The sequence below is a fragment of the Nocardioides luteus genome (assembly GCF_000960475.2).
GTDB lineage: Bacteria > Actinomycetota > Actinomycetes > Propionibacteriales > Nocardioidaceae > Nocardioides > Nocardioides luteus_A.
The window spans coordinates 1-15,073 of the sequence record NZ_JZDQ02000012.1 but is presented as its reverse complement, the minus strand read 5'-3'; the positions used below and the strand labels follow the sequence as shown (position 1 = coordinate 15,073).

11 protein-coding genes are annotated in these 15,073 nt (G+C 69.3%); 4 read left to right on the top strand and 7 right to left on the bottom strand.

Annotated elements, in window-relative coordinates:
- Window position 1: 1 nt before the first annotated feature.
- Together UG56_RS10000 and trpS are read right to left on the bottom strand one after the other, a co-directional pair.
- Window positions 2-526: a 2'-5' RNA ligase family protein gene (locus UG56_RS10000; protein ID WP_045549999.1), complete on the bottom strand. Its 525-nt coding sequence runs from the start codon at window positions 524-526 to the stop codon at window positions 2-4.
- Between the two features lie 13 nt (window positions 527-539).
- Window positions 540-1,577, bottom strand: coding sequence for a tryptophan--tRNA ligase (gene trpS, locus UG56_RS09995; RefSeq protein WP_045550000.1), 1,038 nt, complete (start codon window positions 1,575-1,577; stop codon window positions 540-542).
- A gap of 402 nt (window positions 1,578-1,979) precedes the next feature.
- Between trpS and ggpS the strand changes: the two genes are divergently transcribed.
- The gene (gene ggpS / locus UG56_RS09990) at window positions 1,980-4,265 is read left to right on the top strand and encodes a glucosylglycerol-phosphate synthase (protein ID WP_256206538.1); all 2,286 of its coding nucleotides are present in this window, start codon (window positions 1,980-1,982) and stop codon (window positions 4,263-4,265) included.
- Here the strand turns inward: ggpS and UG56_RS09985 are convergent.
- Window positions 4,262-5,464 (bottom strand): MFS transporter, encoded by a 1,203-nt coding sequence (locus tag UG56_RS09985; protein WP_045550002.1) that lies wholly within the window; start codon window positions 5,462-5,464, stop codon window positions 4,262-4,264. The genes ggpS and UG56_RS09985 overlap by 4 nt on opposite strands.
- 121 nt (window positions 5,465-5,585) lie before the next feature.
- Between UG56_RS09985 and UG56_RS09980 the strand changes: the two genes are divergently transcribed.
- Together UG56_RS09980 and UG56_RS09975 are read left to right on the top strand one after the other, a co-directional pair.
- The gene (locus UG56_RS09980; protein ID WP_008364037.1) at window positions 5,586-5,798 is read left to right on the top strand and encodes a helix-turn-helix domain-containing protein; all 213 of its coding nucleotides are present in this window, start codon (window positions 5,586-5,588) and stop codon (window positions 5,796-5,798) included.
- Entirely contained in the window at window positions 5,798-6,334 is a 537-nt protein-coding gene (locus tag UG56_RS09975) for a Clp protease N-terminal domain-containing protein (protein WP_045550003.1), read from the top strand. The genes UG56_RS09980 and UG56_RS09975 overlap by 1 nt, the downstream gene beginning before the upstream one ends.
- Window positions 6,335-6,368: 34 nt before the next feature.
- Here the strand turns inward: UG56_RS09975 and UG56_RS09970 are convergent, their stop codons facing one another.
- Both UG56_RS09970 and UG56_RS09965 read right to left on the bottom strand, forming a co-directional pair.
- Entirely contained in the window at window positions 6,369-9,884 is a 3,516-nt protein-coding gene (locus tag UG56_RS09970; protein ID WP_256206537.1) for an ATP-binding cassette domain-containing protein, read from the bottom strand.
- Between the two features lie 253 nt (window positions 9,885-10,137).
- Complete coding sequence (locus UG56_RS09965; protein WP_045551708.1) at window positions 10,138-12,330, bottom strand: NADP-dependent isocitrate dehydrogenase; 2,193 nt, start codon at window positions 12,328-12,330, stop codon at window positions 10,138-10,140.
- 223 nt (window positions 12,331-12,553) lie between these two features.
- Between UG56_RS09965 and UG56_RS09960 the strand changes: the two genes are divergently transcribed.
- Entirely contained in the window at window positions 12,554-13,654 is a 1,101-nt protein-coding gene (locus UG56_RS09960; protein ID WP_071327002.1) for an MIP/aquaporin family protein, read from the top strand.
- Between the two features lie 59 nt (window positions 13,655-13,713).
- Here UG56_RS09960 and UG56_RS09955 read toward each other — a convergent pair whose 3' ends face one another.
- Entirely contained in the window at window positions 13,714-14,025 is a 312-nt protein-coding gene (locus UG56_RS09955) for a DUF3017 domain-containing protein (protein ID WP_084100853.1), read from the bottom strand.
- 51 nt (window positions 14,026-14,076) lie between these two features.
- Entirely contained in the window at window positions 14,077-14,928 is an 852-nt protein-coding gene (locus UG56_RS09950; RefSeq protein ID WP_045549337.1) for a bifunctional methylenetetrahydrofolate dehydrogenase/methenyltetrahydrofolate cyclohydrolase, read from the bottom strand.
- Window positions 14,929-15,073 lie beyond the last annotated feature (145 nt).

Here is a 15,073-nt window from a genome sequence, read left to right as displayed (position 1 = left end):
CCTAACCGGTCAGTGCTGCTCTCAGTGCGAACTCCCGGGTGGGGCGCCAGCCGTCCGTGTCGTCGTGGACATAGAGGTGGAACTCCTCGACCGACCACTCGCACTCGAAGTCCGCCAGCTCACCGAAAGCCTTGTCGAGGCTAGCGTCGGGAAGGTCGTGAGCGATCGTGACATGCGGGTGATAGGGGAATGTGAGCTTCTGGTCGAGCGGACCCTGCCGGACCGCGTTGGCCAGCTGCTCACAGCCTGAGATGCCCTGCACCACAGCCACGAACACCACCGGGGACACCGGCCGGAAGGTGCCGGTGCCGCGCAGGTGCACGCTGAACGGACCCACCCTGGAGGCCGCGGCCTCCAGATGGCTCTCGACGTCCGGCAGGAGGTCGTCGTGGATCTCCGTCGGTGGCACAAGAGTGATGTGCGTCGGGATCATGGTCGCCGTCGCGTCCCCGAGAGACGTCCGGTAGTCCTGAAGCTGACTTGCCCATGGCTCCGGGATAGCGATGGCAACACCGATGGTGCGCATGCGCCGAACCTTACTAGCCGAGCGAGGCTGCGGGGGCCACAAAGCCAACCCGCTCGTAGACGTCGGCCAGAGTCTTGCGCGCAACCACGCCCGCCTTCTCCGCGCCCTGCTGCAGGACGCCGTCGAGGTAGGCGCGGTCCTCGAGGACCTCGAAGGTCTTCTCCCGGAACGGCGTCACGTAGTCGACGACGACCTCGGCGAGATCCTTCTTCAGGTCGCCGTAGCCCTTGCCGGCGTACTTGCCGACCAGGGTGTCGATGTCGGATCCGGTCAGCGCCGAGTAGATCCGCAGCAGGTTCGAGACGCCCGGCTTGGCCTCCTCGTCGAAACGGATCTCCATCTCCGAGTCGGTGACCGCCGAGCGGATCTTCTTCGCCGAGACCTTCGGGTCGTCGAGCATGTCGATCAGTCCGGTCGGGCTCGAGGCGGACTTGGACATCTTGATCGTCGGGTCCTGGAGGTCGTAGATCTTCGCGACCTCCTTGAGGATGTAGGGCTCCGGCAGCCGGAACGTCTTCTTGTAGCGGCTGTTGAACCGCTGGGCGAGGTCACGGGTCAGCTCCAGGTGCTGGCGCTGGTCCTCACCGACCGGGACGTACGCCGGGCGGTAGAGCAGGATGTCGGCGGCCATCAGCATCGGGTAGGAGAAGAGGCCGACGGAGGCCGCGCCCTCACCACCCTTGGCGGACTTGTCCTTGAACTGGGTCATCCGCCGGGCCTCGCCGAAGGAGGTGATGCACTGCATCACCCAGCCGAGCTGAGCGTGCTCGGGGAGGTGGGACTGGACGAAGATCGCGGACCGCTCCGGGTCGACACCGGCGGCCAGGAGCTGGGCGGCGGCCCGCCGCGTACGCTCCCGGAGCACCTTCGGGTCCTGCTCGACCGTGATCGCGTGCAGGTCGGCGATGAAGAAGAACGGCTCGTACTCCTCCTGCAGGTTCACCCACTGCCGGACCGCGCCGAGGTAGTTGCCGAGGTGGTAGGAGTCCGCGGTCGGCTGGATGCCGGAAAGGACCCTGGGCCGAGTCGTGGGAGCGGTGCTGCCGGTCATGTGCGCATTCTGTCAGCCGCTCGCCGAAAGGCTCGAAATGACAGTGGATCCTGCCCGCGGCACTGATCTGCGTGCCGGCCATGGGCCTCGGCGCCCCCCGTGATCAACGTCGAGGACCATGGTCGCTCGCAGTCTTGGAGGCCGCGAGCAGGATCCGCATGACCCATCAACGACGGATCCTCTGCCGGGTTATCGAACAAGCGCATCCAATTTCTTACGAATTTGTGGACCTCCTGAGAGGCTCTACTCAGCTCGGATTCGATGGCCTGTCGAATGCTCGTTTCCCCTGTGAAACCCGGCCCTGTTACCGTGGTTGGTCGACCCGCGGATCCTCCAAGGGGTCCGCAGCCTCGGGCCAGCTGCCGAATCGGCCTCGAGGCCAGGCGACCCTCGAGGAGACTTGTGAACCACACGTCCGCTGCCAATGCGCGCATGCTGCTCGCGACCGATCTGGACGGAACCTTCCTAGCCGGCGACCCGGAGGCGAAGGTCAAGCTCTACCAGACGCTGAGCCGCCGCGAGGACGTACTGCTGTCCTTCGTCACCGGTCGTGGGCTGGAGTCGGTGCTGCCACTGCTCGCCGACCCGACCATCCCCACGCCCGACTTCATCATCTGCGACGTCGGCGCCACGATCGTGACCGGACACGACCTGCTCGCTGTCGAACCCATCCAGCAGGAGATCGCCGCCAAGTGGCCCGGTGAGCTCACCGTGCTGGAGAAGATCGGCGACCGACCTGGACTGGTGCGGCAGAACGTGCCCCAGGACCGACGCGTCTCCTACTTCTGCGACCCCGAGGCCGTCACCGACGACCTCGCCCCGCTGGTCGCCCAGATCGGCTGCGACCTGCTCTACTCCGCCAGCCACTACCTCGACGTGCTGCCCGGCGGGATCAACAAGGGACACACCGTCACGAAGCTCGTCGAGCACCTCGGCATCCCCAAGGACCGCGTGCTGGTGGCCGGCGACACCCTCAACGACCTGTCGATGTACGACATCGGGTTCCCGGGCGTCTGCGTCGGCGAGGCCGAGGACCTGCTGCTGGACGCGACCCGCGACAAGGACCGTACGTTTCACGCCACCGCTCCCGGCACCGGCGGGATCCTGCAGGCCATCCGCCACTTCAACCTGCTCGACGACGAGCACATCTACGACCCGGAGAACGACGCCGACGACCCCGGGAAGTCCGACCTCGTGATGGTCTATCACCGGCTCCCCTACGACGAGGTGATCGAGGAGGGCGAGGTCAAGCGCCGGCGCCCGAAGTCGCCCAACGGCATCATCCCGACGCTGCTCTCCTTCTTCACCGAGCGCACCGGATCCTGGGTCGCGTGGTCGATCGACGATCCCAAACGCGGCAAGTTCGCCACCCACACGGTCGTCGATCCCAAGCTCTACCCCGGCCTGGTGGCCTCCCGGCTGCCGCTGTCGAAGAAGGACGTCGACGTCTTCTACAAACGCTTCTCCAAGGAGGCGTTCTGGCCGTTGCTGCATACCTTCTGGGAGCGCGCGAAGTTCAAGGAGGAGGACTGGAAGGTCTACTGCCGGGTCAACCGGGCCTTCGCCGAGCAGGCGGCGGCCGAGGTGGCGTACGGAGGCATCGTCTGGATCCACGACTACAACCTGTGGATGGTGCCGGCCTACCTGCGGGAGATGCGGCCGGACGTGAAGATCGCGTTCCTGCACCACACCCACTTCCCCGGCGCGGACGTGTTCAACGTGGTGCCGTGGCGCCGCGAGATCATCGGCTCGCTGCTGCAGTGCGACTACATCTCGTTCCACATCCCCCGCCAGGTCGAGAACTTCGTCGACGTGGCCCGTGGCGTGGCACCCGTCGAGGTGGTCGAGACCGAGGACTCGGCTCCTCGGTTCCGCACCTATGGCTTCGCCCTCGGCCTGGACACCATGCCCTCGGTGATCGACGTCGGCGGGCGGCGGGTGCACCTGGGCGCCAACCCGGTCAGCGTCGACACCCGGCGGATCGAGGACACGCTGGCCTCGCCGGCGGTGCAGAAGTCGATCGCTCGGGTCAAGGACGAGTTCGAGGGGCAGCGGATCGCGCTGGCCGTATCCCGGCTCGACTACACCAAGGGCGTGCTCCAGCAGCTCGAGGCCTTCGAGCGGGCGCTGCTCGAGGACCCGTCGTTGCTGGGCGAGCTGTCGCTGGTGCTCGTGTGCGTGCCCGCGGCCGGCGAGATGACCGTCTACAAGACGCTCCAGAACCAGATCGAGCAGGCGGTCGGACGGATCAACGGGCGGTTCTCCCGGATGGGCTGGATGCCGGTCCACTTCTACTTCCGGCCGATCCCGTTCGAGGAGCTGCTGGCCTACTACGCCAACGCCGACGTCATGTGGATCACGCCGCTGCGCGACGGCCTCAACCTGGTCGCGAAGGAGTACGCCGCGGTCCACGGTCTCCGCGGCACGAGCGGCACGCTGGTGCTCTCGGAGTTCGCCGGCGCGGCCGCCGAGCTGCGCGGCGCGGTGCTGACCAACCCCCACGACGTCTCCGACATGGTCCGGGTCTTCCTGCAGGCCGTCGACATGGACGAGGCCGAGGCCAAGGACCGGATGCGCGGGCTGTGGGACACGATCCGCCACCACGACTCCAAGGCCTGGGCCGACGGGTTCCTCGCCGCGGTCGAGGCGGCCACCGCCACGGCTCCGGACGACGGCGTGGAGCTCTAGACCCGGCGCCGGTGGATGCTGGTGCTCCACAGGAGCACCAGCATCCCGGCCGCGGCCAGGCCGGCGCCGACCAGCGGCGCCTCGCGGACGCTCCACACGTCGAGGGCCACGCCACCGGCGAAGGCGCCGAGGGCGTTGGCGATGTTGAGGCTCGCGTGGTTCATCGCGGCACCGAGCGTGACGGCGTCGTCGGCGACGTCCATCAGGCGCACCTGCAGGTTGATCACCAGCACCGAGGCGATCGCGGTGGTCAGGAAGGCGACCGGCGCGAGCCACCACCCGGCCGGGGCGACCAGCCAGAAGAGCGTCAGCACGGCCACCATGCCGAGGCTGCTCGCGAGCAGCGACCCCATCACCGACCACCGCGCCAGCTCCCCCGCGATCCAGGTGCCGACGACCATCCCGGCACCGAACGCGAAGACGAACCAGGGCACCGCGCCCTCGGCCAGCCCGCCCGTGTCGGTGACGATCGGGGCGATGTAGGAGTAGGCCGCGAACATGCCGCCGAACCCGATCGCACCCGCGAGCATGGTCAGCCAGACCTGCTTGTTGGTGAAGAACCGGCCGGCCTCGCTGCGGCCGGTCGCGTTCGGGTCGCCCGGGAAGTGGGGCACCGAGAGCTGCACCAGGATCACGGTCAGCAGGGCGAGGCCTGCTGCGGCTGCGTACGGGGCCCGCCAGCCGGCGCTCTGCCCGAGCCAGGTCGCGAACGGGACACCGATCACGTTGGCGACCGAGAGCCCGAGCATGACCAGCGCGACCGCCCGGCCGCGGTGCTTCGGCGCGGCCATCGACGTCGCGACGATGGTCGCGACACCGAAGTAGGCGCCGTGCGGGAGCCCGTCCAGGAACCGCGCGACCAGCAGCATCTGGTAGTCGACCGCGACGGCGCTGAGCAGGTTGAACAGGGCGTACGCCGCCATCAGCGACAGCAGCAGCCCCTTGCGCGGAAGGTGGGCGACGAAGAACGAGAGGATCGGTACGCCGACCACCACCCCGACCGCGTAGGCGCTGATCAGGTGGCCGGCCGTGGAGGTTCCGACACCGACGCCCTCGGCGATCTCGGGCAGCACGCCCATGGTGACGAACTCGGTCGTACCGATCGCGAAGCCGCCCGTCGCGAGGGCGATCACGGCGATCGCGAACCGGACGGGGGTGACCTGCCTCAGGGCGGTCTCGGTGCTGGCGGTGTCGGTCACTACGGCTTAACCTTCCGCGATTTATTCCCTATTCCACGAATCGGTGTGACCCGGGTCCCGTTTCTGCGGACCGCTGTCAATCTTGGTTGACATTCCGCCGATGTCAACCTACATTGACATCATGACGGATGCCAAGGACCTCGCCGAGTCGGCCGCGAGCGCCGACCCTCGCACCGGACTGCGAGCCGCGCTCGCACTGCGTCGCCTCGCCGACTCGCTGGAGCGGCTGCAGGTGGCGAACGCCCGCCGGCAGGGGTGGGCCTGGCAGGAGATCGCCGACGCGCTGGAGGTCAGCCGACAGGCGGTCCACAAGAAGTACGCGAAGGAGCTGTGATGTTCGAGAGATTCACGAAGCAGGCCCAGCTGGTGGTGGTCGAGGCGCAGGGCGTCGCCCGAGAGCTGAACCACACCCAGATCGACACCAACCACCTGCTGATCGCGATCATGGGCGACCCCGAGAATCCCGCTGCCCGGGCGCTCCTCGAGGCGGGCATCGACCGGGATCGGCTGCGCTCGGAGGTCGCGACGGCCAACGGCCACCTCGGACCTGACGACGCCGAGGCGCTCGCCGCCCTCGGGATCGATCTCGACGCCGTACGAGACAAGGTCGAAGAGGCCTTCGGCCCCGGAGCCCTGGACAAGGGCGGCCCGCGGCGACGCGGCGGGCACATCCCCTTCTCCAAGGAGGCCAAGAAGACCCTCGAGCTCTCGCTGCGCGAGGCGATCCGGCTCAAGGACCGCTCGATCGGCACCGAGCACATCCTGCTCGGCATCCTGCGCGCGGAAGGGGAAGGACATGCTGCCCTACGGGCCCTCGGCGTGGACGTTGCTGCGCTGCGCCGCACGCTCGAGCACGGCGAGGCCGCCTGACGCCGAGGCGTCAGACGGCCTGCCCAGGTGGCGATCAGCCGGCGAGGTGGGACCAGGCCGGGGTCAGCTCGGCCCACGGACCCACAGCCGCGACCTCGCCGTCGACCATGACGACCACCCGGTCGGCCTGGGCGAGAGCGGCCCGCTTCGAGGTGGCCCCGATGACGGTCGTGTGCCGCTCGCGGAGCGCCCGCCACAGCTCGATCTCGGTCGCTGCGTCGAGCGCGCTGGAGACGTCGTCGGCCAGGAGCAGCTCGGTGCCGGCGGCCAGCGCCCGCGCCAGGGCGAGGCGCTGGACCTGCCCTCCGGAGAGGCGTACGCCACGGTGACCGACGATCGCGTCCGCGCCGCCCGCCTCCTTGACGTCGAGCTCGAGCCGCGCGTCGGCGACCGGGCTGTCGAACGGTCGGTCGTGACCCAGCCGGATGTTGTCGGCGAAGGTGCCGGAGAGCACCCGCGGCACCTGGGCGACGTACGCCACCTGCCCCGGCCTCAAGAAGGCCTGCGGGTCCTCGACGAGCTCGTCGTTCCACCGGATCGTGCCGGTGTGCTCGATGAGGCCGGCCAGCGACGCCAGCAGGGACGACTTGCCGGAGCCGACCTGTCCCACGAGCAGGACCAGCTCGCCGCGCTCGATGGTGAGCGAGACGTCGGAGACACCGATCGTGCCGTCGTCGTGGACCGCTGACAGGGCCGAGAGCTCGAGGGACTCGAGCGGCACCTGCTCGACCGGACCCGGATCCGGCGCGTCGCCGGAGACCAGGTCGACACCCGGCGGCAGGTCCATCAGGTCCCGGCCACCGGCGAACCGGCTGGTCTCCTTCTGCCAGGCACGCGTGCCGGGAGCCTCGGTGACGACCATGCCGGCCACCCGGCCGAACCAGTCGAAGCCCGAGACCGCGTTGGCGACCAGCAGCGCGGTGGCCAGGCCCCAGCCGCCGCCGAAGTAGATCCCCCAGGCAGCGACGACGCCGCACTGCACCATGAGCGCGGGCACCCCGTCGAGGAATGCCTGCACCCGGTGTTCCTTCACCGCTGCCTCGACCCGGCCTGCGTCGACGTGCTGCAGGTGGGCGTGGACCTGCGGGGTCGCCGCGGCCAGCTTCACGGTGCGCACGGACTCCAGCGCGGAGACCACCGCGCGGCCGAACCGGGCACGAGCGGCGGAGGAGGCGGCGGCCGAACGGCCGGCGATCGGCCGGCCGACCGCGGAGGCCAGCGCCGAGGCGACCATGACGACCAGGAGCACGGCGCCGGCGAGCGCGGTGCCGGCCAGCAGGGCGGTGATCGTCGCGATCACGAGACCGTTGACGAAGTCGACCCAGCGGTCGGCGTAGCGGGCGTAGCGGTCCGCATCCATCGACCGCGCGACGACCTCGCCCGGCGGCGTACGCGTCAGGCGGTGCTGGCGGGTCTGCCCGTAGAGCACGGCCATCCGGGCCCGCAGCATGACCTCGATCCACCAGCGCGGGTAGCGGTAGAAGGCATCGGCGAGCATCAGCGGCGCGGCCAGCAGGCTGACCACCAGCAGCACCGCCATCACGGTCGGCCTGCCACCATCCTGCAGCGACTCGACGATCCGGCCCCACAGCAGGCCGGTGAAGGCGCCTTGGGCACCAGTCATCGAGGCGAACAGGAAGAGCAGCGCACCCGCGACGCCCCACTCGGGGCGCAGGAACAGGACGTGCAGCATCCCGCGGGCGAGCGACGGCCCGGTGCCGACCTCGGGGACCTCCGGCGGAGCGCCCGAGCGACGCTTGCCACCGACCCCGCCGGCACTGCCCTCCGCGACATGGTCGAGGGTGGAGTGGTCCACCGGCTTGGCGTCCGTCGCAGGCGAGTCGTGGTGATCGGTGCGGCTGGCCTCCAGCAGGTCGTGGAACGGCCCGGGCGTAGTCGCCAGCGAGGCCCGCAGGCCGTGCTGGATCACCCGGCCGTGGTCGAGCACGGCCACGTGCGGCGCCCGCTCGATGGTGGAGAGCCGGTGGGCGATCAGGATGCCCGTGCGCCCGGTCAGCAGCCGGTCGGCGGCCGCGACGACCCGACGCTCGGTGAGCGGGTCCATCCGCGCGGTCGCCTCGTCGAGGACGACCACCCGGACGTCGCGCACCAGCAGCCGGGCGAACGCGACCAGCTGCTCCTCCCCCGCGGACAGCGAGGTGCCGCCGGGGCCGAGCAGGGTGTCGAGCCCCTCGGGCAGGCCCGCGACCCACTCCGAGAGCCCGAGCCGGGCGACCGCCCGCTCGATGTCCTCGCGCGGACGCGAGTCGTCGAAGAGCGCGATGTTCTCCGCGAGCGTGCCGGCCAGGATCTCCGTACGCTGCGTCACCACGCCCACGGACGCGCGCAGCTGCTGCAGGTCGAGGTCGCGTACGTCCACACCACCCAGGAACACCGAGCCGCGCGGCGGCTCGACCGCCCGGGAGAGCAGCGAGGCGAGTGTCGACTTGCCCGAGCCGGTGCGGCCGACCAGGGCGATGGTGTCGCCGGCCGGGACCGTGAGCGAGATGCCCTGGAGGGCGAAGGTGCCCTCGGCGTAGGAGAAGGTCAGGTCGCGCAGGTCGACCTCCAGCGCTCCCCCGTCGGGCACCGGCGCACCGCCTTCGGGCTCCGGCTCGGCGGCCATCATCTGGCGCAGCCGGATGACCGCGCCCAGGCCCGCCTGGATGTCGGGGAGGTGGTTGGCGAGCATCGCGATCTGGCCGACGAAGGTGCTCGTGACCAGGAACAAGGTCACCAGCGCGCTGATCTCGAGCCGGTCCGTCGCGGCGAGCGCCACCCCGGCGAGGCCGATGCCGGCCAGCAGCGAGTGCAGCAGCACGCCGGCACGGCGGCCGACCTTCGCCTCGACCGTGACCACCGCGCGGAACTTCTCGTGGACCGTCGCCGAGAGCTTCGCCACCCGGGCGACCACGTGGGACTGGCCCAGGCTCGTGCGCAGGTCGTCGCGGCCCGCGATGCCCTCCTCGAGCACGGCGGCGTGGTCGGTCCAGGACGCCTCCTCGATGACCTTGAGCTGAGAGATCTTGCCGAGCAGACCGCGGATGGAGAACCAGGTCACGGCGGCGAGGAGCGGGAACAGGACCACCGAGGGCCACCAGGTGAAGCTGGCCACGATCCACATCGGCAGCGCCGCGAAGACCGAGCGGAACAGCATCCACAGCTGCCAGCGCAGCAAGTTGCCGACCTCGTGGGAGTCGTCGTCGACCCGGTCGAGGATCTCGCCGACGGCCTGCTCGCTCAGCTCGGAGAGCGGCTGTCGCATGGCGGCCTGGAGCACGTCCTCGCGCAGCTTGCCCTCGACCCGGTCCGAGACCCCGACCCAGGCGATCTTCGCCGTGGAGTCGACGAGGGACGCGCCGATGACGCACAGCGCCAGCCACCCGACCAGGCTCGCCGTCGGGTTCTCGGCCAGCCGTCCGGCCACGACCGTGCCGATCGACTGGCCCACCATGGCCGCCGCCAGCGCGATCAGCGCGGCGACCGTCACCGGCCCTTTCAGGCGTCGCCAGTCGACCTGCCGGCTCGCGTCGGCAGGGTTGGCAGGCACTCCGGAAGCCTTGCCTGAGGTGGGCACGGGCGGAGTCGAGAGGGTCGCAGTCATCAATAGATCACGGTAGGCGCGACCACCGACAGTCACCTAAAGGTTTTCCGCCGCCAACCAGCGATAAACACCATGCTGACCTGCACCTATAGGAATCAGAAGAAAGATTTGGAGAGCAAGGTCACCCACGTCGGGAAGGTGTCCCGGAGAAGGCGCGACGGCCCGGCACGGAGTCCGTGCCGGGCCGTCGTGTAGCGGATCAGAGAGAGTCGATCGCCTCGTTGAGCGTCGCGGAGGGACGCATCACGGCGGTGACCTTCTCGGCGTCGGGCAGGTAGTAGCCGCCGATGTCGGCGGGCTTGCCCTGGACCGCGAGGAGCTCCTCGACGATCTTGGCCTCGTTGGCGGCGAGGGTCTCGGCGAGGCCCTTGAACGCGGCGGCGAGCTCGGTGTCCTCGGTCTGCGCGGCGAGCTCCTGGGCCCAGTAGAGACCCAGGTAGAAGTGCGAGCCACGGTTGTCGGTCGTGCCGAGCTTGCGGCCCGGGGAGCGGTCGTTCTCGAGGAAGGTGGCGGTCGCCCGGTCGAGCGCGGCGGCCAACACCTTCGCGGAAGGCGCCGAGGCCTGCTCGGCATACTTCTCGAACGACGGCACCAGCGCGAAGAACTCACCCAGCGAGTCCCAGCGGAGGTAGTCCTCCTCGACCAGCTGCTGCACGTGCTTCGGGGCCGAGCCGCCCGCGCCGGTCTCGAACAGACCGCCGCCGGCGATCAGCGGGACGATGGAGAGCATCTTCGCCGACGTACCGACCTCGAGGATCGGGAACAGGTCGGTGTTGTAGTCACGCAGCACGTTGCCGGTGACCGAGATGGTGTCCTCGCCGTTGCGCAGGCGCTCGAGGGAGTACGCGGTCGCCAGCTCGGGCGAGAGGATCTTGATCTCGAGACCCTCGGTGTCGTGCTCCGTGAGGTAGGTCGTGACCTTCTTGATCAGCTCGGCGTCGTGGGCGCGGGACTCGTCGAGCCAGAAGACGGCCGGGGTCTTGGAGTCGCGGGCGCGGCTGACGGCGAGCTTGACCCAGTCGCGGACCGGGATGTCCTTGGTCTGGCAGGCGCGCCAGATGTCGCCGGCCTCGACGTCGTGCTCGAGCAGCACGTCGCCGGCCTTGTTGAGGACGCGGACGGTGCCGGCGGCCTCGATCTGGAAGGTCTTGTCGTGGGAGCCGTACTCCTCGGCCTTCTGCGCCATCAGACCGACGTTGGGCACGGTGCCGATCGTGGCCGGGTCGAGCGGGCCGTTCTTCTTCACGTCCTCGATGACGGTCTGGTAGACGCCGGCGTAGGAGGAGTCCGGGATCACCGCGAGGGTGTCGTCCTCGCCGCCGTCGGCACCCCAGAGCTTGCCGCCGTTGCGGACCAGGGCCGGGATCGAGGCGTCGATGATGACGTCGGAGGGGACGTGCAGGTTGGTGATGCCCTTGTCGGAGTTGACGTAGGACAGGCGGGGGCCCGCCTCGATCGCGGCCTTGAAGGCGGCCTCGATCTCGGCGCCCTTCTCCAGGCCGGACAGACCCGACAGGATCGCACCCAGACCGTCGTTGGCGGAGAGGCCGGCGGCCTCGAGGTCGGCGCCGTACTTCTCGAAGACGTCCTTGAAGTAGGCCTTCACGACGTGGCCGAAGATGATCGGGTCGGAGACCTTCATCATCGTCGCCTTGAGGTGCAGCGAGAAGAGCACGTTCTCGGCCTTGGCCTTGGCGAGCGCGTTCTCGAGGAAGGCGTGCAGGTTGGCGACGGACATGTACGTCGCGTCGACGATCTCACCCGCGAGCACGGGCAGCTCGGCGAGCAGCGTCACCGTCTCGCCGTCGGCCTTCTCCAGCACGATGGAGAGGGTGTCGTCGGCCGGGAGGGTCACCGACTTCTCGTTGGACTTGAAGTCGTGGGCGCCCATCGTGGCGACCTCGGTCTTCGAGTCGTCGCCGAACGGCTTGTTGGTGTGCGGGTGGGCCTTGGCGTACGCCTTGACCGAGCCCGGCGCACGACGGTCGGAGTTGCCCTCACGCAGGACGGGGTTCACCGCGGAGCCCTTGACCTTGTCGTACTTCGCGCGGATCTCCTCCTCCTCGGGCGTGCTCGGCGCCTCGGGGTAGTCGGGGATCTCGTAGCCCTTCTCCTGCAGCTCCTTGATCGCGGCCTTGAGCTGCGGGATGGAGGCGGAGATGTTGGGCAGCTTGACGATGTTGGCCTCCGGCGTCTTCGCCAGGTCACCGAGCTCGCCGAGCGCGTCGTCGGCGAGACCGAACTGCGCCAGGATGCGCGAGGCCACCGAGATGTCACGCGTCTCGATCTCGACGCCCGCCTTGGCCGCGTAGGCCGAGACGATCGGAAGGAAGGAGTACGTCGCGAGCAGCGGCGCCTCGTCGGTGTGGGTGTAGATGATTCGTGCGGCCATTGCTGTGGCTACTCCTGACGAAACGAAAGTGTCTTGACATCAAGATAACAGAAGGACCGGCGCAACACCGCCCCGCCCTACCTAAGCACCACGATGTGCCGTCACAAAAGAGTTACTGTGTGTCAACACCTCCATGTTGTTCAGGTGACTGCTGATGCCTGAGTGCTTCTCGGGTGTCGATGGGTCTGACCGACGTCAACAGACATTGAAGGGTTAAGGGGACATGACCGAGGAATCACTGTCGGCGGCTGAGCCGACCTTCATCCAGAAACTCGCAGCCGAGGTGATCGGGACATTCATCCTCGTCTTCATCGGGTGCGGTTCAGTCGTTGCGATCGTCGCCGGTGCCAGCCACGCCGGACAGCCCACCTGGGGGCTCGAGGTCGCTGCCGTCGGCCTCGCCTTCGGTATCGCCGTCGTGATCGGCGCCTACACCTTCGGCCGCATCTCCGGCGGCCACTTCAACCCGGCGGTGACCCTGGGTGTGGCCACGGCCGGCCGGATCAGTTGGAAGGACGCGGGCGCCTACATCGGTGCTCAGTTCGTCGGCGCGATCATCGGCGCGATCGCGCTCTTCGTCATCGCGATCTCCTCGGGCTACAACTCCTGGAACGACGGCGGCCTCGGCGCCAACGGCTTCGGTGACGGAGCCGGCACCGGCATCGTCGGCGCGATCCTGGTCGAGCTGGTCCTCACCTTCATCTTCGTCTTCGTCATCCTCGGCGTCACCGACGTCCGGGCCGGCACCAACGCCGCCGTCGCCCCGCTCGCCATCGGTCTCGCCCTGGCCGCGATCCACTTCGTCGGCATCCCGCTGACCGGCACCTCGGTCAACCCCGCCCGTTCGTTCGGTCCGGCCCTCTTCTCGGGCACCGACGCGCTGATCCATCTGCCGGTCTTCCTGATCGTCCCCGCCCTCGGCGGCGCGATCGCCGGTTTCGTCTACCCGCTGCTCTTCGACAAGGACGGCTCCGAGATCGCGGGTGCCGGCCTCGCCTTCGGCGGCGACAACCTGAGCCCGGCCCCGAGCGTCTGGGGCTCCGAGGCTGCCGCACCGGCCGCCCCCGCGGCCCCGGCGCCGGCCACTGCTGCTCCGGCAGCGCCGGAGGCTCCTGCCGCTCCCGCTGCTCCGGCGGCCGCCCCGGCAGCGCCGGCGGCGACGCCCGAGACCAGCGACCGCACCATCGTCTCCGGCAGCGCCGGCGGCGGCCAGCAGGCCTGGCAGCAGCCGACCCAGGGCGCCGAGGGCGACCTGCCGGTCTACGAGCAGGACGGCTGGCGCTGGGACTACGCCAAGCAGGAATGGGTCCCGATCGAGCAGTGACCCGCTGAACAGCGCGAAGGCCGCCCCTCGGGGCGGCCTTCGTTCTGTCTATGTGTGTCCTAGTCGCCCGGAACCGTCACCGCGAGGATCCACAGCGCGCCGGCGGTCAGCGCCAGCAGCGCCACGTCGAACCAGCGGTTGCGCACCGCCAGCATCCCGGCGTCCTTCGTACGCAGCACCGCACGCCCCAGCGACGCGGCCCCCACCCCAGCGGCGAGGACGATGATCCCCGCCCGCCAGTGGCCGAAGCCGACCAGGCCGAGACCGACGATCGCCGCCGTCAGCACGCCGAGGTAGACGTAGCCGCCGATGGTCGAGGGGAAGCTGCGTACGTGTTGGTCCGTCTTGTCGTGCTCGGGAGCGACCGCCACCGGCGCGGGAGCCTGCGGCGTGGGGGTGAGCGGCGGGGGACGGACACGGTGTCAGAGCCTTTCGAGAGCCTTCTCGGCGCTGAGGACGATATTGGAGAGCAGCATGGCGCGTGTCATCGGACCCACCCCACCCGGGTTCGGCGACACCCAGCCAGCCACGTCCCACACGTCGTCGGCCAAGTCTCCAGCGATCTTACCGTCGACCCGGGAGACACCGACGTCCAACAGGGCCGCGCCGGGCTTGACCATGTCCTTGGTGATGATGCCGGGCACGCCGGCCGCGGCCACCACGATGTCTGCGTTGCGGGTGTGCGCGGCCAGGTCGCGGGTGCCGGTGTGGCACAGGGTGACCGTGGCGTTCTCCGAGCGGCGGGTGAGCAGCAGGCCCAGCGGACGACCGACCGTCAGCCCGCGACCGACCACGACGACCTCGGCACCGTTGATCTCGACCCCGTGACGACGCAGCAGCTCGATGCAGCCCACCGGGGTGCACGGCAGCGGGCCGTCCTCGCCGAGGACCAGCTTGCCGAGGTTGTAGGGGTGCAGGCCGTCGACATCCTTGTCGGGGTCGACGCGGGAGAGGAGCGCGAACTCGTCCAGGCCGGTCGGCTGCTGGATGAGGAAGCCGGTGACGGCCGGATCCGCGTTGAGCTCGTCGATGACCTTCTCCACCTCCGCCTGGGTGGCGGTGGCGGGCAGGTCGACACGGGTCGAGGCGACACCGATCTCGGCGGCGTCCTTGTGCTTGGCGTTGACGTACCAGTGCGAGCCGGGGTCGTCGCCGACCAGAACGGTGCCGATGCCCGGGGTGATGCCCTGGGCCTTCAGCTTCTCGACCCGCTCGGCGAGCTCGGCCTTGATCGCCTTCAGCGTCGCGGTGCCGTCCAGCTTCTGTGCTGTCACGATGTCAATCCTGTCACTCGAGTCTCTGTATTCCTTGTACGCGACGCCGACCCGGCGCATCTTGACCAGATCAAGGCCCGAGTCGGCGCGTTCTGACACGATTTCCCGCCGAGTCGGCTCGTCATGACGAGCCGACTCGGCGGGG